The sequence below is a fragment of the Neptunicella sp. genome (assembly GCF_048268085.1).
Lineage (GTDB): Bacteria > Pseudomonadota > Gammaproteobacteria > Enterobacterales > Alteromonadaceae > Neptunicella.
In genome coordinates this window covers 121,133-138,198 of the sequence record NZ_JBLWWF010000011.1, presented here as the reverse complement: position 1 = coordinate 138,198, position 17,066 = coordinate 121,133, and the positions used below count along the sequence as shown (strand labels likewise).

Sequence of the window (17,066 nt, the reverse complement as noted above, 5' to 3'; positions counted from 1 at the left end):
GGCGCCAAAGACTTTCGCATTGGCGAAGCGCTTTACGAGCAAAAATTCAAATATGATATTGTCTCGGATTACACTGCCAAAGAGTTGTATCACAAGGCGATAGAAGCTAAACAAAAACTGCATCAGGAGATGATTGGCATTACCGAGCAGTTGTGGCCTAAATATTTTCCCGATACCGAAATGCCTGCCATTAAGTTACAGGCAGTGAAACAGTTGATTGATCACCTATCCATCAATCACGTAAAACGGGAAGATTTTGTCGATGAAATACGCCGGCAGATGCCAATTATCGAGCAGTACATCATCGAACATGATTTACTCGATATGGATCCTAGCCGTCCACTGGTGGTACGTGAGACCCCTGAATATCAGCGCGGCGTGGCAGGGGCATCAGTTAACGCTCCTGGTCCGTACGATGCGACAGCCAATACCTATTACAATGTTACCCCTCTGGACGATTACACCGATGAACAAGCCGAAAGTTACTTACGCGAATATAATCACTGGATCCTGCAAATTCTGAATATTCACGAAGCCTTGCCGGGGCATTACACCCAATTGGTGCATGCCAATAAATCGCCCAGCAAGATTAAATCGATTTTTGGCAATGGGGCCATGATTGAAGGTTGGGCAGTGTACTCGGAAAAAATGATGCTCGAATCCGGCTATGGCAATAACGAGCCAGAAATGTGGTTAATGTACGACAAATGGAATCTGCGGGTGGTGGTTAATACGATTCTGGATTACAGCGTGCAAGTGTTGGGTATGAGCAAAGAGGAAGCGCTGGATTTATTGGTTAACGAAGCCTTTCAACAGCAAACCGAAGCTGAAGGGAAGTGGCGCCGAGCAACCTTATCGCAAGTTCAGCTCACCAGTTACTTTAATGGTTTTGCCGAGATTTATGCTTTTCGTGAAGAGTTGAAACAAAAAATGGGTGACAAGTTCGATCTTAAAACCTTCCACAATAAGTTTCTTAGCTATGGCAACGCACCAGTACCGGTGATCCGCAAGCTGATGCTGGCAGAGTTAAACTTATAGGCAAATCCTTAGGCAACATAATTGACTATGTTGCCTAAGGAACCTGAATTCTGGATAAGCCGCGCCTCTCGATAACCCTCTTTTTGCACCTAGCGGCGTTGTGCTTTCTAGCAATAGCCAGCTATTACGTACGAAAGCCCGCCTTGCTATACACAAAGTTTTCGTCACCGAGTAAACATTAGCTTCAATACAATTCAGTTTTTTAAGTAATTGAATTATTTATATATTTTATAGTTATGCGACACTTCTTATCCAGAGTTCAGGTTAAGTGTTTTTCACATTTCCCAGCTTATCCCCACATAAATCGAGCGGGGCAAACCGATAAAATAGCGATAATTACCAAACGCGATATCGGCTCTCTCGGCATAGTATTTATCGGTTAGATTGCGAATATTTACACTCACCTCGATATTGTCGTTGAGTGAATACGCCCCGTTAAGATGCAATAGATGATGGCCGGGGTAGGTGGCGCTGTTTTCCGGATCAAGGTAATACTTGCCCAGATACTGCCATTGCAGTTCAGCTCGATAGTCTGTTTCAGGCTGCCATTGCAGAGCTATTTGTCCCATGATTTTGGGCGCGGTATCAATGTCGTTACCGTTAATATTTTGATGGCTAATGCGAATATTATTGGCATATTGATGACGGGCAACCGTGCCGCTGCCTTTTAACCGCATACTGTCAGTCAGATAATAATTAAACGTTAATTCCATACCTTTATGCCGGGTTTTACCGTTACTGATATTTTGTCGCTCAGTATCCTGAAAAATAAAATGCTCTTTACGCATGACAAACAGGCTAAGATCGTAATTGAATTGGTTGTCTCCTCCGCGTAACCCTGCTTCCAGACTGGTGAGTTGTTCAGCATCTAAATCTGCCGCTTGCTGTCCGGCCTGCAAACGAAATAACTCGGTGGTTTGTGGTGCCCTGAATCCGCTGGAAATATTGGCGTAAAAATATTGGTCAGTTTGCCACTGGTGCACTAATCCCAGTCGTGGTGACCAGTTTTGATAGCTTAGTTGGGCATCTTGCGGGCGATAAAAGCGGCAATTGTTAATCGTCACCGCACAAGCGCTGCCATCCTCCAATTGATTAGCATAGTCGTAATGCGTGTGATCAAAACGCAATCCTGCTGTTAATAAGGTTAAATCGGTTAATTGCCAGTTAGCTTGCAGCCATGGCGAAACGATTTGGCTATCAACTTTATAACGATAATGCTGGCCTTGGGGAATCGAGTCTGAAAAAGGTTGTAACTGATTTTCCGCTAATTGACTATTGCTCCATTCGGCATCTAACCCGAGGGAAATTTGCATCTGTTGCCAGTCGAGTTCGTATTGCGCCTGCACGCCCGCACTGTGTTGTTGATTATGTTCCAATGATTGCCAAGGTAACCAGTGCTGAGAAAAATCCATCTCACTGCGCCTGATGTAGGGCGTCAAACTCAGGGATTGTGCCTCGTTAAGTTGCCACTGCAAGTGACTGGATAAACGCAGTGCACGAGCTTTCCTAAACGCATCCGGGTTGGGGTTACTTCGTCTAATCTCTTCATCTTTATAACTATCTTTGCCCTGAATAAAACCGGCACTATGCTGATTAATATGAGTTGTGGCTAACACCGTTTTGGCGCTAAATCCGGTTTGTTGCAGTTGGTGCACCAGATTCAGTTTTTGTTGCTCATAACCGGCATCTTGTTGATAACCATCGTCTTTACTTAGGTTACCGTAGGCCAGCCAACCGTGATGTTGCTCATGGCTCGATAAGCTGAATTTACCTCGCTGGTAATTGTCGGGGCCAGTTTCTAATCCGACACTGATTGCCGGTTGAACCATTGCGTCGGGTGACAGCACATTGATTACCCCATGCACCGCGTTAGAACCATAAAGGCTGCTGCCGGGCCCGCGAATAACCTCTATTTGGCCGGCCTGTTCGGTATTGATTTCAAACAGTTGATTAGCATTACAAAACCCGGCCGGGCGAATGGGAATTCCGTCTTCGGCAATTAAAAAGGCACCACAACTTCCAGCACCTGTTAATACCGGGGAACGAATGGCGATAAGGCTTTCCTGACCATTGCCCCGGCTTACCCAGCTACCGGCTACTTGCGACATCAATTCATTGATATGCACATGATGCTGGTTATCGATCTCTTTTTCGCTTAATACCGCAATATTGGATGACAACTGGGGTAAACGCTGGCTTTGGCGATTTCCTTTAACTTCAATGGTTTCCCAGTCACTTTGTTGTGCCTCGACGACGGTACATAACAGCAATAGAGTGGTGCAGATGATTTTTGACATGTTCCTGAAAGTATTATTGATTTTAATTTTCAGTGTACACAATTTTACTTTGTTAAGAGTTGGTTTCTATTGGTCGTGTTTTTTAGACAAATTAAAGTATTCACTAAATCAGTTAGTTGCGTCACTTGGGGGGAATCGTTAGGCTAGCCGATTGTTGTTAAAAGTCAGTTGCCCGGAACCCTAAATGTTAGAGCTGAATAATATTTGCAAGTCGTTTGTTAACGGTGCGGAGCAGGTACATGCTTTGCAGGATGTATCGTTAAAAATTAATGAAAATGAATTTGTTGCTTTTATGGGCAGTTCAGGTTCCGGAAAGTCAACGCTGATGAATATTTTAGGCTGTCTGGATACCCCCAATAGTGGTCAATATTTGCTGGATAATCAGGATGTGGCCAAACTGGATGACGATACCTTATCTCGCATTCGCAATAAGCATATTGGCTTTATCTTTCAAACCTTTCATTTGCTGCCAAAGTTGGATGCTGTCGGTAATGTCAAATTGCCATTACGTTATACCGATATCAGCGATGAAGAAGCCACTGAGCGCGCCATTGCGCTACTGGAAAAAGTGGGGTTAGGCCATCGTATGCATCACAAGCCCTTTGAAATGTCTGGGGGACAACGTCAGCGGGTGGCGATTGCACGGGCATTGATCAATCAACCTACCGTGGTTTTGGCCGATGAGCCCACCGGCAACCTGGACAGTAAAACCTCGGTAGAAATTATGAAATTATTAACCGATTTACATCAGCAAGGGCAAACCATTGTAATGGTTACTCATGAAGACGATATTGCTGCCCATGCTCAACGAGTGGTAATGATGCGAGATGGAAAAATATTGGATCTGGATTATGCAATTAATCAGTAAATTTAGTCTGCTTGGCGCATGGCTAGTGCTTAACGCCACTCAGGTCGTTGCCAGTGAACAAGATGTGTTGTTATTGACCGGTGTAGTAAGTTCCGCCAAAAGCCAAGTGGTTACAGCGCCACGCACCGATCGTTGGCAAGTGCAAATTCAGTGGTTAGCCGAAGAGGGAAAAGTGGTTGATGTGGGTGATCTCATTACTGTGTTTGATGGCGGCGGCATTCAATCCCAACTCGAACAAAATGAAGAGAATTTACAAACCCAACAATTGCAATTGGTCAAAACCTCGATGGATTTGAATCAAGCGGTAGTGGAAGCCGAAGGAAAACTCAAACTGGCTGATATTACCGTTAAAAAAACACGGATTGAGGCAAATATTCCCGACGGTGAAGTGAGCAAATATGAAAAGGGCAAATATCAGATTGCTTATGAACGTGCATTGATGGAAAAAATCAAAGCTGAGGAAGAACTTAAGCTCAAGCGCAGTGAACGTGATGTTGGCATTCAGAAACAAAAAATCGAGATTATCCAACTGCAAGAAAATATTGACTACCAGCGTAGTCAATTGGGCAAACTTAGCGTGACTGCCGAAGTATCCGGACCGGTAACCTATATGCTTCATCCGTGGAATTCGGAAAAAATCTCCGCGGGAACGAATGTTGAGGCAAGCTGGAAAGTGTTATCGGTTCAGGCACAATCAGCTTATCAAGTATCTACCTGGGTGCATGAAATTGATGCGGTAAAACTGGATCCTCACAATTCATCACTGGCTTTAACACTGGATGCCTATCCGGACGAAACCTATCGCGGCCATATCATCAAAATGAGTAGTCAGGCTGAACAAAAGCCGCAGTGGAGTGATAGCGCTTATTATCATTTGGATATTGCGTTTGATGATGAGCTAAAGCATCCCATTTTTCCCGGAATGAGTGTGCGGGTTGAAGTATTAACGCCTGAATCGTCGGTGGGAGAACAATAATGCAATTGAATAGATATAAATGCCATTGGAGCGCGGTTTTGGGTTTAGTGGTTGCGTTAAGTGCTTGTGATGATTCTGCCAACAACGAGCAAACGACGACTTCTACTACCAGTGGGATCACGGCATCGGCAGAGTTGGTTTCATTGAAAACTGCTACCATTGGCCCGCCTAACGTGCGGCGGATGTGGCAGTATAAAATAGAAAAAATGGTCGATGAAAATACCGAAGTTAAAAAAGGCGATGTCATTTTAGTTTTTGATGGCCAAAAGCTAAAAACTGATTTAATTGGTCGAGAGAGTCAGTTACAGGCGGAAATAAAAAAAGCAGAAAATCAAAAACTCAATGACGAAGCCAAGCAACATGATTTGGTTTTAGCAGAAGCTGAAGCCGAGATGAATTACAATATTGCCAAACGCAAGGCTGAAATTACTGATGCCTCTCGTTCTGAAATTGAACGTAATAAACAACAGGCTGACTATGAGTTTCAAACTGAAAAACTGGCACAGGCTAAACAGCGTCTTGCTCATCATATAAAAGCCCGAAAAATTAATCAGCAAGTCAGTCAGGGCAAAATAAATACCGATCGCAGTCGGGTGAATTCTATTCGACGTGATATCGAAAAGTTAACCGTCAAAGCGCCGAAAGACGGATTAGTCATGTATGTTAACTGGAATAATGAAAAGCCAGCGGTAGGTGAAACCGTCTATATGGGGCGCAGTTTAATAACCTTGCCATCACTGGATAAGGTGGCCATTAAAGTAGAATTCGATGAACCTGATACTGCCAAAATCTATGTGGGGCAGACGGTGAATGTGGTATTTGAAGCTTATCCCGAGAAGGCCTATCAAGGTAAAATTTCCAGTATGGCCGATTCCTATCATCCCAAGTCTGTGAATAATCCCAAGGTGGTCTTTGATGCCATGGTAGAGCTGGATGATGAAGGACCGGCAGAGATGCGACCCGGCATGAAAGCCAAGGTAGAGGTACTGTAATGCAAAAAGGTTTTATACAACTTAGTGTCATACTAGCGGCTTTTATTGGCCTGTTAAGTGGTTGCTCAGAGCCGCCAGAAGCTACAGTGCCAACGTTTGTGGTTAAACAGCGCCCGTTTGAAATTGTGATCCCTGCTTTTGGTGAGCTTCAAGCTGCCGAGGCCACTAATATTGCTTCACCTGGCCGTCGTCCAATGGTTATAGCATGGCTGGCAGAAGAAAATCAGCGAGTCAAGAAAGGCCAGATTGTGGCCCGTTTCGACGGTGAACAGTTGGCCTTGGACAGCCGCAAAGAAGAGCTGGAAATGGAGCTGTTGGATAAAGATATTAATCAAAAAAATGCCGAACGTAGCCAACAACAAAATGAACTCAATTCCGAAGAGGTCTTGATTGGTAAAGAATTTGAGTTTGTGGATAAATTCGCCATCGACGATTTGCGCTTGTATTCCAAATTGGAAATCATTGACACCTTATCCAACAAGGAATATTTGGGCGTAAAGGATGATTTTATTGACTGGAAGCAAGGCAGTATTGAAGGACAAAGCCAAAGTGCCTTGGATATTTTGAAAATCCGCAAAAAAGGTCATGCAGACAAATATCAACAACATGAAGAGGCGTTATCCCGGTTGGAAGTCAGAGCCCCTTATGATGGTTTACTAGTGTATGAAAAAAATTGGCGTGGCGATAAACCCAGTATTGGTCAAACGGTTTTTCCCGGCAGTACTATTGCTAAAATCCCTAATCTTGACCAGATGCAAGCAAAGATTTATGTCTTGGATAAAGATGCCATTGGGCTGCAAAAAGGCCAGCCGGTGACATTAACGATGGAAGCCTATCCCGATCAGATATTGGAGGGACAACTTGCCAGTGTGTCGGGTTTTTCACGTACGATAAAACGGGGTAATCCTACCAAGTATTTTGAGTTACTTGTTGATTTACCTGAAAAAAATAACCTAATGCAACCAGGGCAAAAAGTGGTTGCGGATATTCAGGTACAACAAGCCGAGCCGCAGATAGTCATTCCGCTGCAAGCTATTTTTAATCAGGATGGTGAAAACTTCGTGTATTTGCAGCAAGGCAGTGAGTTTATTCGTCAACCGGTGACGACGGCACAGAAGAATTTGTACTTTGTCGAAATCACCGAGGGGCTAAGTAGTGGTGATGCCATCGCCCTTAGCGTACCGGTAACTAATATAGCGGAGAATAACCCATCATGATCACTAAGTTTTTTCCGCTCATTATTGATGCATTAGCCGAAATGGCGGCGCACAAATTACGTACTTTATTGACCTTACTTGGCATGATATTCGGAGTCGGTGCGGTGATTGCGATGCTAAACATTGGTGAAGGAGCAGAGCGCCAAGCCTTGAAGATGATCGATTCAATGGGATTGAGAAACTTAATCATCGAATCAAAAGTGTTTGCCAATGAAGAATTGAATGAAATACGTCAGGAATCGTTGGGATTAACGCTAGCCGATGTTGAGGCTGCGGCCACCACCTTACCTTATGTGATCGACCACAGTGCTGAACGCAGAATCAAAACCCAGTCGGTATACAGTAATTATGGAAAGGCTGATGTCAGTCTGGTAGGGGTGACAGCTAATCATTTCAGTTTATCGAATATGCATGCGCAGCAAGGACGAACCTTGAATGATGAAGATAATCGAAATGTGGCTCAAGTCGCGGTGCTGGGATCCAGTGTTGCCAAACAACTTTTCCCTGAACAGGATGCATTGAATCAGTACGTTAAGGTCAATCATCTATGGGTGAAGGTGGTTGGCGTGTTGTCTGAACCTTATATGGCTAAAGATGAGTTTCAGGGGGTTAAAATAGGTGGTGATAGTACACGTATTTTTGTACCACTCAGCACCAGCCTAAAGAAACTCAACAGTAATCCGTTGGCCAGTGAGCTGGATATGATAAAACTCAAAGTTTCCGATCAAATTGATCCCATGGTGGCGGCCAAAGGTGTGTCGCAATTATTTAAATTGCGTCATGGTGAAGCGGAAGATTATCAGATGATTATTCCCGCCGCGCTATTGGCCCAGCAAAAACAAACCCAGCAAATTTTTAATATCGTGATGGCCTGTGTAGCGGGTATTTCTTTGTTGGTGGGGGGGATTGGTATTATGAATATCATGTTAGCCAACGTATTGGAACGCACCAAAGAAATTGGTCTGTTACGCGCAGTCGGTGCGACTCAACAGGATATTAAACTACAGTTTATTGCCGAGAGTTTTACTATTTCAGTGTTAGGTGGGTTATTGGGAATTGTATTTGGCTTGGTGCTGTCGGAAATAATCGGCTTTTATTCTGGCTGGGCAGTGAGTTGGTCGATGGTGGCGATATTCTTGTCGTTAACTATATGCATGGCAGTTGGTGTTGGCTTTGGGGTATTTCCTGCGATTAAAGCATCACAACTCAATCCCATTGAAGCGTTGCATAGCGACTGATTACGAGAAAAATTCAATAAGGAATAGCGGTCGATGACGAACAAACAGCAGTCACACAATGGATCTGGATCCAAGCTACATCAGAGCATAGACAATTTATATAATGGCTCAAGCAAAGGATCCCGTTATTTCCGTTGGGGTTTGCTGGCGTTTGATGCGGTGACGATTGCCTATTTTGTGACAGCCTCGTTTTTTAATCATGGTGATAACTGGCGCGCAGCAGAGATGCTTATTGGTATTGTCTATTTGTTCGAATTGATTGCGCGATTGTCGATTAGCAAAAAGCCGCTACGTGATATTTTTCACCCGGTCGGTCTGGCTGATTTGATTGTGATTTTTTCTTTGTTAGCCCCCTCCTTGGCACAAAACTTCAGTTTCTTGCGTATTGCCCGCTCTTTACGGCTATTACGTTCATACCACATGATAAAAAGCTTGCGTAGGCAGTCTCACTTTGTACGCAAATATGAAGATGTGATTTTTAGCGTCGTCAACCTACTGGTGTTTGTTTTTGTCATTACTGCGGTGGTCTTTGTCAGCCAAAAAGCCAACAATCCAGCGATAAACAATTATGTCGATGCGTTGTATTTTACCATTGCTACCCTGACCACCACCGGTTTTGGTGATATCACCCTAATTGGCACCAGTGGTCATATTTTGGCCGTGTTGATCATGATCTTCGGTATTTCCCTGTTTTTACGTTTATTACAAACTATTTTCAGGCCGGGCAAAATCCGTCATGAATGTCCAACGTGTGGACTTAATCGCCACGACAATGATGCGGTGCACTGCAAACATTGTGGCGAAATACTGCATATCAGTACCGAAGGTGCAGATTAAACCTGCAATGGGAGGTTAGCGTTGAGTAACACCAGGGTTTTATTTTTATCTCACGGTGGTGGCCCCCTGCCTTTACTGGCTGATCCGGCTCACCAACAAATGGTGGACTGCCTTCAGTCTATTGCCAACGAAATCAGCAAACCCTCTGCCATTGTTGTTATCAGTGCTCATTGGGAAGAACAGGTGGCGACGGTCACATCGGGGAAAACGCCGTCATTAATCTATGACTACAGCGGTTTTCCTGAACAATCCTACCATATCAAGTACCCCAGTCCCGGTGAGCCACAACTGGCAGGTCTTATTCAGGCACAACTGGAACATCACGGGATACCCTGTCAGTTGGATGCACAACGGGGTTTTGACCATGGTATGTTTGTACCCCTTAAAATTATGTACCCCGAGGCGGAAATCCCCTGTGTTCAACTCTCATTGCTTGGTAGTCTGGATGCAGAGCAGCACCTGAATATCGGTGCCGCTCTGCAAAAGCTGGATTATGATAATTTACTAATAATCGGTTCCGGGTTTTCATTCCATAATATGCGGGCGTTTTTTACGCCAGATAGCCCTGAATCACGTATGATGAATGACGCATTTGAACAGTGGCTAATAGAAACCTGCAGCAGTGCCAGTCTGTCGGTGCAGCAAAGAAGGCAACGTCTGATTGATTGGGAAAACGCCCCTGCTGCGCGTTTTTGTCATCCCAGAGAAGAGCATTTGTTACCTTTACATGTTTGCTGCGGTGTCACGGGGGAGCCTTGTTCCCGAGTTTATGAATTACCCATCCTGAATAAAAAAGCCAGTATGTATCTTTGGTAACACGGTAGTCATCATCGGCTAATTCAAACTGGCATTTTAATTGCTGAGCTATTGCTTAACCGTTGCAACCGGATGAGTTAAGCCCATGTTTATAAGCAATCAGTCATATCCCACACCGACCCATACTGCTAATACCGCGGCAGCTGAGGAATCTCAGTCTTCCGTATCCCGGCAAGATAATGCCGGGCAGGTGCCTGATTCTGATCAGGACAAAGCGGCAAAAGATAAAGTGTTTCTGTCCGAAGCATTGGAACACATTCTGGCCAACAGACTGGGTGTCGATAAAGAAAAGTTGGATGAACTGAAAGATAAAATTGAAGAGCTGGAAAAACTGGAAAATCCTACCGATGAGCAAAAAAAGCAGCTGGAAATGTTAACCACCCAGTTGGAAGAACTGGTGAGAGAAGCAGCTAAGCGTACAATGGAAAAAATGGACAGCACCGGTAAGGATGAAACTAATCAAAAATTATTGGCTTACCAACAGGTCGCTTCCCTGTCTAAACCTAGGCAATGGCCCTAGACAGAGAATGTTGACTAGCCTCTATTACCAATATTTAAGCTCGGTAGATTTGCCTTTAAAGATCCAGTATGAAAAGCCGGTATAGGCCAGTATCACCGGAAATACGATAGCGACTCCGTAGAAGACAAACATCAATGATTCACTGGCGCTGGCCGATTCTTCTGCGGTTAACCGGTTCGGAACCACATAAGGAAAATAGCTGTAGGCTAACCCCATTAAACTTAACACAAACAGGGTGGCTACCCCGGTAAAGGGGATCCAGCAACCAAAATCCCGTTCATGTGGTACGCGGCGTAAATAACGATCCACCACCAGTACCAGAACTACACACATCAAAGGGACCGGCAGCAACAGAATGGCACCGGGCAGGGTAAACCACCGATTAGCAACAAACTCATTTATCATTGGATTGGTAATACAGATAGCCCCAATGCCAATCGCGGCTAACCAGCCACCACGACGCCCCCATTTGGCGGCATATTTTTGTACTTCGCCTTCAGTTTTAAGCACTAACCACGCACCGCCAATATAGGCGTAAGCCGCCGCTACACAAGCAGCACTCAGCAAGGCAAACGCATAGGCATGGAAACTGTGCTCAAATCCCATTACATACATCCCTAAGCAATAGCCCTGAGTCAGAGCAGCCATTAATGAGCCGAGTTTAAACAGTTTGTCCCACTTGTTTTGAAAATGAGTAATGGCCTTGGCTCTAAAGTCAAAGGCGACACCACGCAAGATAAGGGCGACTAACATTAACGCGACGGGAATATATAATTCTCGTAACACTAAACTATAAGCCGAAGGAAACGCGATTAATAAGATACCAATAGCCAATACCAGCCAGGTTTCATTGGCATCCCAAAATGGGCCAATAGAGGCGATCATCTGATCGCGCTGCTGCCGATTATCCATTGGTAGCATTATGCCTACCCCAAGATCGTAACCATCCAGCATGGCGTAGATTAGTACCGATAACCCCATTAACGCCAAGAATATGGTCGGAAGATTATGTTCAATCATGCTGGGGTTTCCTCAGTGTTGCTTGTTGCTGCTTGGTTATCTAAAGCGTTTTTAACGGTTTGATCATGCACAGAGTCGAGTTCTTCAAATTCATCGACATTAACGGCTTTTCTGGCCATATAAAAAATAGTTTGTAGATAAGCAAACATTAATACGGCGTACAATATCAGATACATCGTCAGTGAAAACCCAACATTGGCAGGCGCGATGGGGGTAACGGCATCGGCAGTTTTTAACACCCCGGAGACGAGGTAAGGCTGACGGCCAACTTCAGTGACGTACCAGCCTGCAAGTGTCGCCACCCAACCTGAAAAGGACATGCCAACTAGCACTTTTAACATGGGGGTAGACGGATAACGGCGGCGTAAAATTCGAAATCCCACAAACCAGCTAACCGTGAGCATTAATATGCCGATACCAATCATAATCCGGAAGCTGAAAAATACCGGTTTAACCGGAGGATGTTCGGGAAATTCTTCCAGCCCCTTTACTTCGCCATCCAGTGAGTGGGTCAGGATCACGCTGGCCATATTGGGAATAGGCAGTTCGAAATGATTTTCTTGCGCTTGCTCATCAGGCCAGGCAAACAATAATAGTGGCAAGCCTTTTTCGGTATGCCATGCGCCTTCCATTGCGGCGACTTTTTGTGGTTGATGTTCAAGTGTATTTAAACCATGCATATCACCAACAAGTATTTGAATAGGAATAAGTATGGCGGCTGCATAAATGCTAATTCTTAATGCTACTTTAGGCGCCCGTTTTTTATCACCTTTAAGTAGGCGATAGGCAGATATCCCAGCAATTAAAAAGCTGGCGGTTAAGCCTGATGCAATTAGCATGTGGGTAAGGCGATAAGGCATGGACGGATTAAAAATAATCTGCCACCAGTCGGTAGGATGGGCAACCCCGTCTATCATTTCAAACCCGACAGGGGTCTGCATCCAAGAGTTTAGGGCGATAATCCAAAAGGCCGACATACTGGTACCAATGGCGACTAAAAAAGTCGCCAGCGTATGCAGCCAACTGGGCAAACGGTGGATACCGAATAGCATGGCACCTAAAAAGGTGGCTTCAAGAAAAAACGCTGATAGCACTTCATAACCCAACAACGGACCAGCAATATTACCGACTTTTTCCATAAAACCCGGCCAATTGGTGCCAAACTGAAATGACATGGTAATACCGGTCACAACACCGATGGCAAAGGTTAAGGCAAAAATCTTGACCCAAAAACGGTATATACGCATCCATACCGGATGACCAGAAATGTCATGGCGAACCTTGAAGTAAAACAAAAACCACGCCAGTGCGATGGTAATAGTAGGAAACAGAATATGAAAACTGATATTGGCAGCGAACTGGATCCGAGACAATATTAAGGTATCTATCATCAGATACTCCCGAGGGTTAAATTAAAAATCTGTGCAGCTAACGTTATTGGATTAACCCAAAATACGGTCTTTCATATCCAGTACTTTGCCCACCCCTGAACCGAGTTTCAGTAAGGTTTTTAGCTGTTCCGGCTTCATCCGCTGCATGTCATCAAACCAGCCACCGAACATTTCCAGCAGGTCATGGATAGCATGCATCTGGCTACTGGCGTAATCGCCAATGTCATTATTCTCGTTAGTAATCAACTGGCTGCGCAACAAAGACAGTGTAGGATCCATTTCCCGTTTACGCCTTTCAATCATCACTTGCATGGCTAGATCCCAGATACTACCGTTGGGTTTAAAGTAATCCTTTCGGTCGCCGGGTAATGACTGGGTACGGATTAATTGCCAGCTTTGCAGCTCTTTTATTCCCATGCTTACGTTGCCCCGTGAAATCCCCAGAGTTGCCGCAATCTGATCGGCATTAAGTGGTTCTTCGGTAAATACAATCAGGGCAAACATCTGGCCGACAGTGCGATTAAACCCCCATCGACTGCCCATTTCACCAAAGTGCATAATGCAAGATTCAAGTTCGGTTGATAACGTCATGTTTGTTTGAATTTTCAGAAATTTCTGAAATTATAGTGTGTGTAAGGTCGAATAACAATATTTAATTATGAATTGGCTTGCTGTTTTGAGTTTCAAAAAATGTGCCCAGAAGCGTGAAACTCTTTGTAAATAAAGGCTGCATAGGTGTTTTAGGTGAAAAATCGCCATTATTATCGGGTCATCAATTCTTGACCCAATTATGTCTCATTTAAGAAACGGAGCTTAAACATTTAACACGATAGTATTAAGTTATTATCTATATGCAGGCACGATACTATGATCCAGTTATCGGGCGGTTTTATTCGAATGATCCTATTGGATTCCGTGATGTGCATAGTTTTAATCGATATGCCTATGCCAACAATAATCCCTACAAATATATTGATCCAACAGGAATGTCTTCAGATCATCCTTCTCTGAGAGAGGAATTTGAAAAAAGATCCCAACAACGATGTATATCAGATCCAAATTGTGACTTAATCATCTTTAGCTCGAATAGTAATAACTCAAAAGATTCAGATGATGACTCCAATGATGATGACTCCAATAATGATAATTTGTTAGCATCAAAGGGCGGAAAACAAAACATTTCTGCTGGTGAATTTAATAGAAATTCTAATCCTGAAGATGTCAAAAGAGCTATGGAAGAGGCCAAAAAAAATGGGAAGTCTGAGCACTATAGAAAACTGAAAGGCTTACTAAAAGTAATTAAACGGGGTGGGCGTATGTTCATACCGCTTCTACCACTAACAGACGAAATGATTCAGGAAGCTATAGATCCAACAATTCCGGGTACTAACTGTCGAATTTCGGGGGTATGTACCGTCCCTATTGCAATGAGTAATGAATAGAAGATATTTTATGACATCAGACGGTATTTCTTCAAAAGATTGGGAAGGTATTGAGGGTTTGGCTAGCTTCATAACAGAATTGAGTGCAAAAGATTCCTCTACGGAATTGTATGATAGGAAGCTGATAAAACGCCTAGATGACCTTGAAGAAAAATATGGAAGACTTCCTAGCATACTGGCAACGAAGGCAGATTATGTTTGCTCTTCAAAAGAATCTTTGATTTTACTTAAAGAAGCTTATGTTGCGGCGTTAGAAATTTCGGATGTAAAGAATTTATCTTATGTTAGCTCATCTATCGCTGAATTTTATGCTGAAGGATTTGAACGTCAAAAATTAGATTTTTGGATTGAGAAGTTGCAAGTTCATTCACTCGCCTATAAGGACGATTATATAGAAGATTCACTTGAAGAACTGATGCTCGAACGAACAAAAATGGAATAATAGATAGAATAATACCTTGAATCCAAAGCCCCGCCCTTACCAAAGATAGCGGGGCTTTTTTTAGCCTTGGAATGCTGGTGAGGGTTGTTACCAATGCCGGGTGACCGGGCTTTCCCGCATTGAATCCAACCACATCGCCTCGCCCTAGCAGACCTAAGGTTTGCACTCGCGGGGCTTTGTTTTGCTTGCATCACGAAAGTTAAGAAGATGATTTTCAATATTTAACGTTAAGGAGATTTGTATCGATGCCATGTTTGTTGGCAAACGCCATAAGTTTCTTATCGTAAAACTTCATATCCCGCTCATAACGACAAAAAAATTTTAAAGTCTTTTCATCTTCCTCGTAATACGCCCGAATATCATTTTCACCTGCGTCGATAGCGTAGCTACCATCGCATAACTCGTAGGCAGCCTGTCCGCCGATAAAGCACCTTTGGCTCAATGAGGTCAGTACGTTTTCAACTCGCTCTGGCGGTATAGTTTGAAATGTAGTTGCGCAATAAGGCATGATCGCCGACTCTGGTTGCTTTTTCAGTCTATAAATTATAGCCAACAATCGAATATGGGAATGGTTTAATCCGTCTAGTTTGAGGAAGGGCGTCTATCAATTGGAACTCCCAACTTTCACTAGACAGCTTTTTGTTACCAAACGAATGTTCAAACTGTACAGCTTTCAATCCAAAGCCTCGCCCCCTGAAGTGACCCAATAAATATGGTCGTTGATTAGAATACAGGGCTTATTCTCATCAAAATAACCTATTTTTTGATGAGAACAGTATTCATGGCTATGTTGATCTCAATTGAATCCAACCCCATCGCCCTTTCCATATAGTGGGGCTTTTTTGTTGCTGCGTGGGGATGAGGAAACTTAAAAACCACGTTGGATCAGCGCTAAAAGTTCAAGCTCCAATTTTTTCATCGCTTCAGTTTTGTTGGCAAATTGGGTCGGCAACTTTGTTTCGCGTACAGTTATTTGGGTTGGTTTATGCCTTATTTCCACTCCGACATGAGCGCCAATTTGAGGATCACACTCCGATGCACATGTGTGTATTTCTAAATCATCTTCGTTCATTTCTTGTTCGCTTTAATTCACTGATGTTATGTGTTGATGAATTGCCAATCGAAAATTATCTTACTGTTAATTATTATACTGCTTAGTGCGATATTTTTAACTTGACTGAGTCTAAATTATCAACAAAGTGAAAGACTATTGAATCCAACCTCATCGCCTCGCCCTCGCGGGGCTTTTTTGGGTCGATACTAACGTAATTGTGATATGTTACTTAAGTAATGTCAGGGAGGAAGAATATTATGGTAATGAAGATAGCGAACACGTGGCTCAAACACTTTTTTAAAAAAGATGAACTTAAATTCAAACAAAAACTGGATTCGGATATAAAGCACAAAGAAGAAGAAAAGCTTAGGGCAAAAATTAGGCTAGAACAAATAGACAAACACATCATGAATATCCTTGCGATAAAGAGCTTTTGTAGCTGGGATGAATACACTAAATATGGGCTAAGTGGTTTCGGTATCGAAAAGTACGATGAAAAAGTGAGTTTTCTGAAGGACGGCTTAGAAGCACTGATTAATGATTGTTCTAAACCGGAGCTAGCCTTTAACAAGAATATTAGTGATTATGCTCATGAACTAAACGGTACATTTTCTGCTGCCAGTAGAGTTTGGCATGAATCTGTTCTAGGTCAGGATCATGACGGAGAAAAGAGTAAAGCAGCGGGTAACTTTCAATTGTCAATGATGACAGCTAAATCACTTGCTGATTCGTTAAAGTCAATTAGGAACAAATTGGTTTTGAATGATTGTTAAGTCTGTAATTCAATAATTTGAATCCAAAGCCTCGCACTCTGAAGTGCCCCCATAAATATGGTTTTTGATGAGAATAGCCTTCATGGATATGTTGATCTCAATTGAATCCAACACCAAAGCCTCGCCCTCGCGGGGCTTTTTGTTG

General features: G+C 43.4%; 17 protein-coding genes. 12 read left to right on the top strand and 5 right to left on the bottom strand.

The window, feature by feature from the left end; genetic code table 11:
- A partial coding sequence (locus ACTD55_RS10805) for a DUF885 domain-containing protein (protein ID WP_438864346.1) occupies positions 1-1,038 on the top strand: 1,038 nt, incomplete at its 5' end.
- A 275-nt stretch (positions 1,039-1,313) separates the two neighbouring features.
- Here ACTD55_RS10805 and ACTD55_RS10800 read toward each other — a convergent pair.
- Entirely contained in the window at positions 1,314-3,335 is a 2,022-nt protein-coding gene (locus ACTD55_RS10800; protein WP_438864345.1) for a TonB-dependent receptor, read from the bottom strand.
- 184 nt (positions 3,336-3,519) lie between these two features.
- Here ACTD55_RS10800 and ACTD55_RS10795 point away from each other — a divergent pair, with 184 nt between their 5' ends.
- From ACTD55_RS10795 to ACTD55_RS10760, 8 genes are all read left to right on the top strand, one after another.
- Positions 3,520-4,203 (top strand): ABC transporter ATP-binding protein, encoded by a 684-nt coding sequence (locus ACTD55_RS10795; protein ID WP_438864344.1) that lies wholly within the window; start codon positions 3,520-3,522, stop codon positions 4,201-4,203.
- The gene (locus ACTD55_RS10790; protein WP_438864343.1) at positions 4,187-5,179 is read left to right on the top strand and encodes an HlyD family secretion protein; all 993 of its coding nucleotides are present in this window, start codon (positions 4,187-4,189) and stop codon (positions 5,177-5,179) included. Before ACTD55_RS10795 ends, ACTD55_RS10790 begins: the two co-directional genes overlap by 17 nt.
- Entirely contained in the window at positions 5,179-6,171 is a 993-nt protein-coding gene (locus ACTD55_RS10785; RefSeq protein WP_438864342.1) for an HlyD family secretion protein, read from the top strand. Before ACTD55_RS10790 ends, ACTD55_RS10785 begins: the two co-directional genes overlap by 1 nt.
- Complete coding sequence (locus tag ACTD55_RS10780) at positions 6,171-7,388, top strand: efflux RND transporter periplasmic adaptor subunit (RefSeq protein WP_438864341.1); 1,218 nt, start codon at positions 6,171-6,173, stop codon at positions 7,386-7,388. Before ACTD55_RS10785 ends, ACTD55_RS10780 begins: the two co-directional genes overlap by 1 nt.
- Complete coding sequence (locus ACTD55_RS10775; protein ID WP_438864340.1) at positions 7,385-8,626, top strand: ABC transporter permease; 1,242 nt, start codon at positions 7,385-7,387, stop codon at positions 8,624-8,626. Before ACTD55_RS10780 ends, ACTD55_RS10775 begins: the two co-directional genes overlap by 4 nt.
- A 33-nt stretch (positions 8,627-8,659) precedes the next feature.
- Entirely contained in the window at positions 8,660-9,463 is an 804-nt protein-coding gene (locus ACTD55_RS10770; RefSeq protein ID WP_438864339.1) for a potassium channel family protein, read from the top strand.
- A gap of 21 nt (positions 9,464-9,484) precedes the next feature.
- The gene (locus tag ACTD55_RS10765) at positions 9,485-10,279 is read left to right on the top strand and encodes a DODA-type extradiol aromatic ring-opening family dioxygenase (protein ID WP_438864338.1); all 795 of its coding nucleotides are present in this window, start codon (positions 9,485-9,487) and stop codon (positions 10,277-10,279) included.
- Between the two features lie 85 nt (positions 10,280-10,364).
- Positions 10,365-10,799 (top strand): hypothetical protein, encoded by a 435-nt coding sequence (locus tag ACTD55_RS10760; RefSeq protein WP_438864337.1) that lies wholly within the window; start codon positions 10,365-10,367, stop codon positions 10,797-10,799.
- Positions 10,800-10,823: 24 nt separating this feature from the next.
- Here the strand turns inward: ACTD55_RS10760 and ACTD55_RS10755 are convergent, their stop codons facing one another.
- The 3 genes from ACTD55_RS10755 to ACTD55_RS10745 are packed head-to-tail and all read right to left on the bottom strand — an operon-like array spanning position 10,824 to position 13,801.
- A complete protein-coding gene (locus tag ACTD55_RS10755; protein WP_438864336.1) occupies positions 10,824-11,819 on the bottom strand; it encodes a cytochrome d ubiquinol oxidase subunit II in 996 nt (331 codons plus the stop codon).
- Complete coding sequence (locus ACTD55_RS10750; protein ID WP_438864335.1) at positions 11,816-13,210, bottom strand: cytochrome ubiquinol oxidase subunit I; 1,395 nt, start codon at positions 13,208-13,210, stop codon at positions 11,816-11,818. Before ACTD55_RS10750 ends, ACTD55_RS10755 begins: the two co-directional genes overlap by 4 nt.
- Before the next feature lie 51 nt (positions 13,211-13,261).
- Positions 13,262-13,801, bottom strand: coding sequence for a GbsR/MarR family transcriptional regulator (locus ACTD55_RS10745; protein WP_438864334.1), 540 nt, complete (start codon positions 13,799-13,801; stop codon positions 13,262-13,264).
- Between the two features lie 260 nt (positions 13,802-14,061).
- On the opposite strand from ACTD55_RS10745, the gene ACTD55_RS10740 reads away from it, so the two are divergent.
- Together ACTD55_RS10740 and ACTD55_RS10735 are read left to right on the top strand one after the other, a co-directional pair.
- Positions 14,062-14,652 (top strand): RHS repeat-associated core domain-containing protein, encoded by a 591-nt coding sequence (locus ACTD55_RS10740; protein WP_438864333.1) that lies wholly within the window; start codon positions 14,062-14,064, stop codon positions 14,650-14,652.
- Between the two features lie 10 nt (positions 14,653-14,662).
- Positions 14,663-15,094, top strand: a complete 432-nt coding sequence (locus tag ACTD55_RS10735; protein WP_438864332.1) for a hypothetical protein — start codon at positions 14,663-14,665, stop codon at positions 15,092-15,094.
- An 868-nt stretch (positions 15,095-15,962) separates the two neighbouring features.
- Here the strand turns inward: ACTD55_RS10735 and ACTD55_RS10730 are convergent.
- A complete protein-coding gene (locus ACTD55_RS10730; RefSeq protein ID WP_438864331.1) occupies positions 15,963-16,166 on the bottom strand; it encodes a hypothetical protein in 204 nt (67 codons plus the stop codon).
- Between the two features lie 239 nt (positions 16,167-16,405).
- Between ACTD55_RS10730 and ACTD55_RS10725 the strand changes: the two genes are divergently transcribed.
- A complete protein-coding gene (locus tag ACTD55_RS10725) occupies positions 16,406-16,921 on the top strand; it encodes a hypothetical protein (RefSeq protein WP_438864330.1) in 516 nt (171 codons plus the stop codon).
- The last annotated feature ends 145 nt before the right edge of the window (positions 16,922-17,066 follow it).

Excerpts from the sequence above, each read along its gene's own strand:
- ACTD55_RS10800 (WP_438864345.1), bottom strand. The coding sequence starts at position 3,335 with ATGTCAAAAATCATCTGCACCACTCTATTGCTGTTATGTACCGTCGTC.
- ACTD55_RS10795 (WP_438864344.1), top strand. The coding sequence starts at position 3,520 with ATGTTAGAGCTGAATAATATTTGCAAGTCGTTTGTTAACGGTGCGGAG.
- ACTD55_RS10790 (WP_438864343.1), top strand. The coding sequence starts at position 4,187 with ATGCAATTAATCAGTAAATTTAGTCTGCTTGGCGCATGGCTAGTGCTT.
- ACTD55_RS10785 (WP_438864342.1), top strand. The coding sequence starts at position 5,179 with ATGCAATTGAATAGATATAAATGCCATTGGAGCGCGGTTTTGGGTTTA.
- ACTD55_RS10780 (WP_438864341.1), top strand. The coding sequence starts at position 6,171 with ATGCAAAAAGGTTTTATACAACTTAGTGTCATACTAGCGGCTTTTATT.
- ACTD55_RS10775 (WP_438864340.1), top strand. The coding sequence starts at position 7,385 with ATGATCACTAAGTTTTTTCCGCTCATTATTGATGCATTAGCCGAAATG.
- ACTD55_RS10770 (WP_438864339.1), top strand. The coding sequence starts at position 8,660 with ATGACGAACAAACAGCAGTCACACAATGGATCTGGATCCAAGCTACAT.
- ACTD55_RS10760 (WP_438864337.1), top strand. The coding sequence starts at position 10,365 with ATGTTTATAAGCAATCAGTCATATCCCACACCGACCCATACTGCTAAT.
- ACTD55_RS10755 (WP_438864336.1), bottom strand. The coding sequence starts at position 11,819 with ATGATTGAACATAATCTTCCGACCATATTCTTGGCGTTAATGGGGTTA.
- ACTD55_RS10750 (WP_438864335.1), bottom strand. The coding sequence starts at position 13,210 with ATGATAGATACCTTAATATTGTCTCGGATCCAGTTCGCTGCCAATATC.
- ACTD55_RS10745 (WP_438864334.1), bottom strand. The coding sequence starts at position 13,801 with ATGACGTTATCAACCGAACTTGAATCTTGCATTATGCACTTTGGTGAA.
- ACTD55_RS10740 (WP_438864333.1), top strand. The coding sequence starts at position 14,062 with ATGCAGGCACGATACTATGATCCAGTTATCGGGCGGTTTTATTCGAAT.
- ACTD55_RS10735 (WP_438864332.1), top strand. The coding sequence starts at position 14,663 with ATGACATCAGACGGTATTTCTTCAAAAGATTGGGAAGGTATTGAGGGT.
- ACTD55_RS10730 (WP_438864331.1), bottom strand. The coding sequence starts at position 16,166 with ATGAACGAAGATGATTTAGAAATACACACATGTGCATCGGAGTGTGAT.
- ACTD55_RS10725 (WP_438864330.1), top strand. The coding sequence starts at position 16,406 with ATGGTAATGAAGATAGCGAACACGTGGCTCAAACACTTTTTTAAAAAA.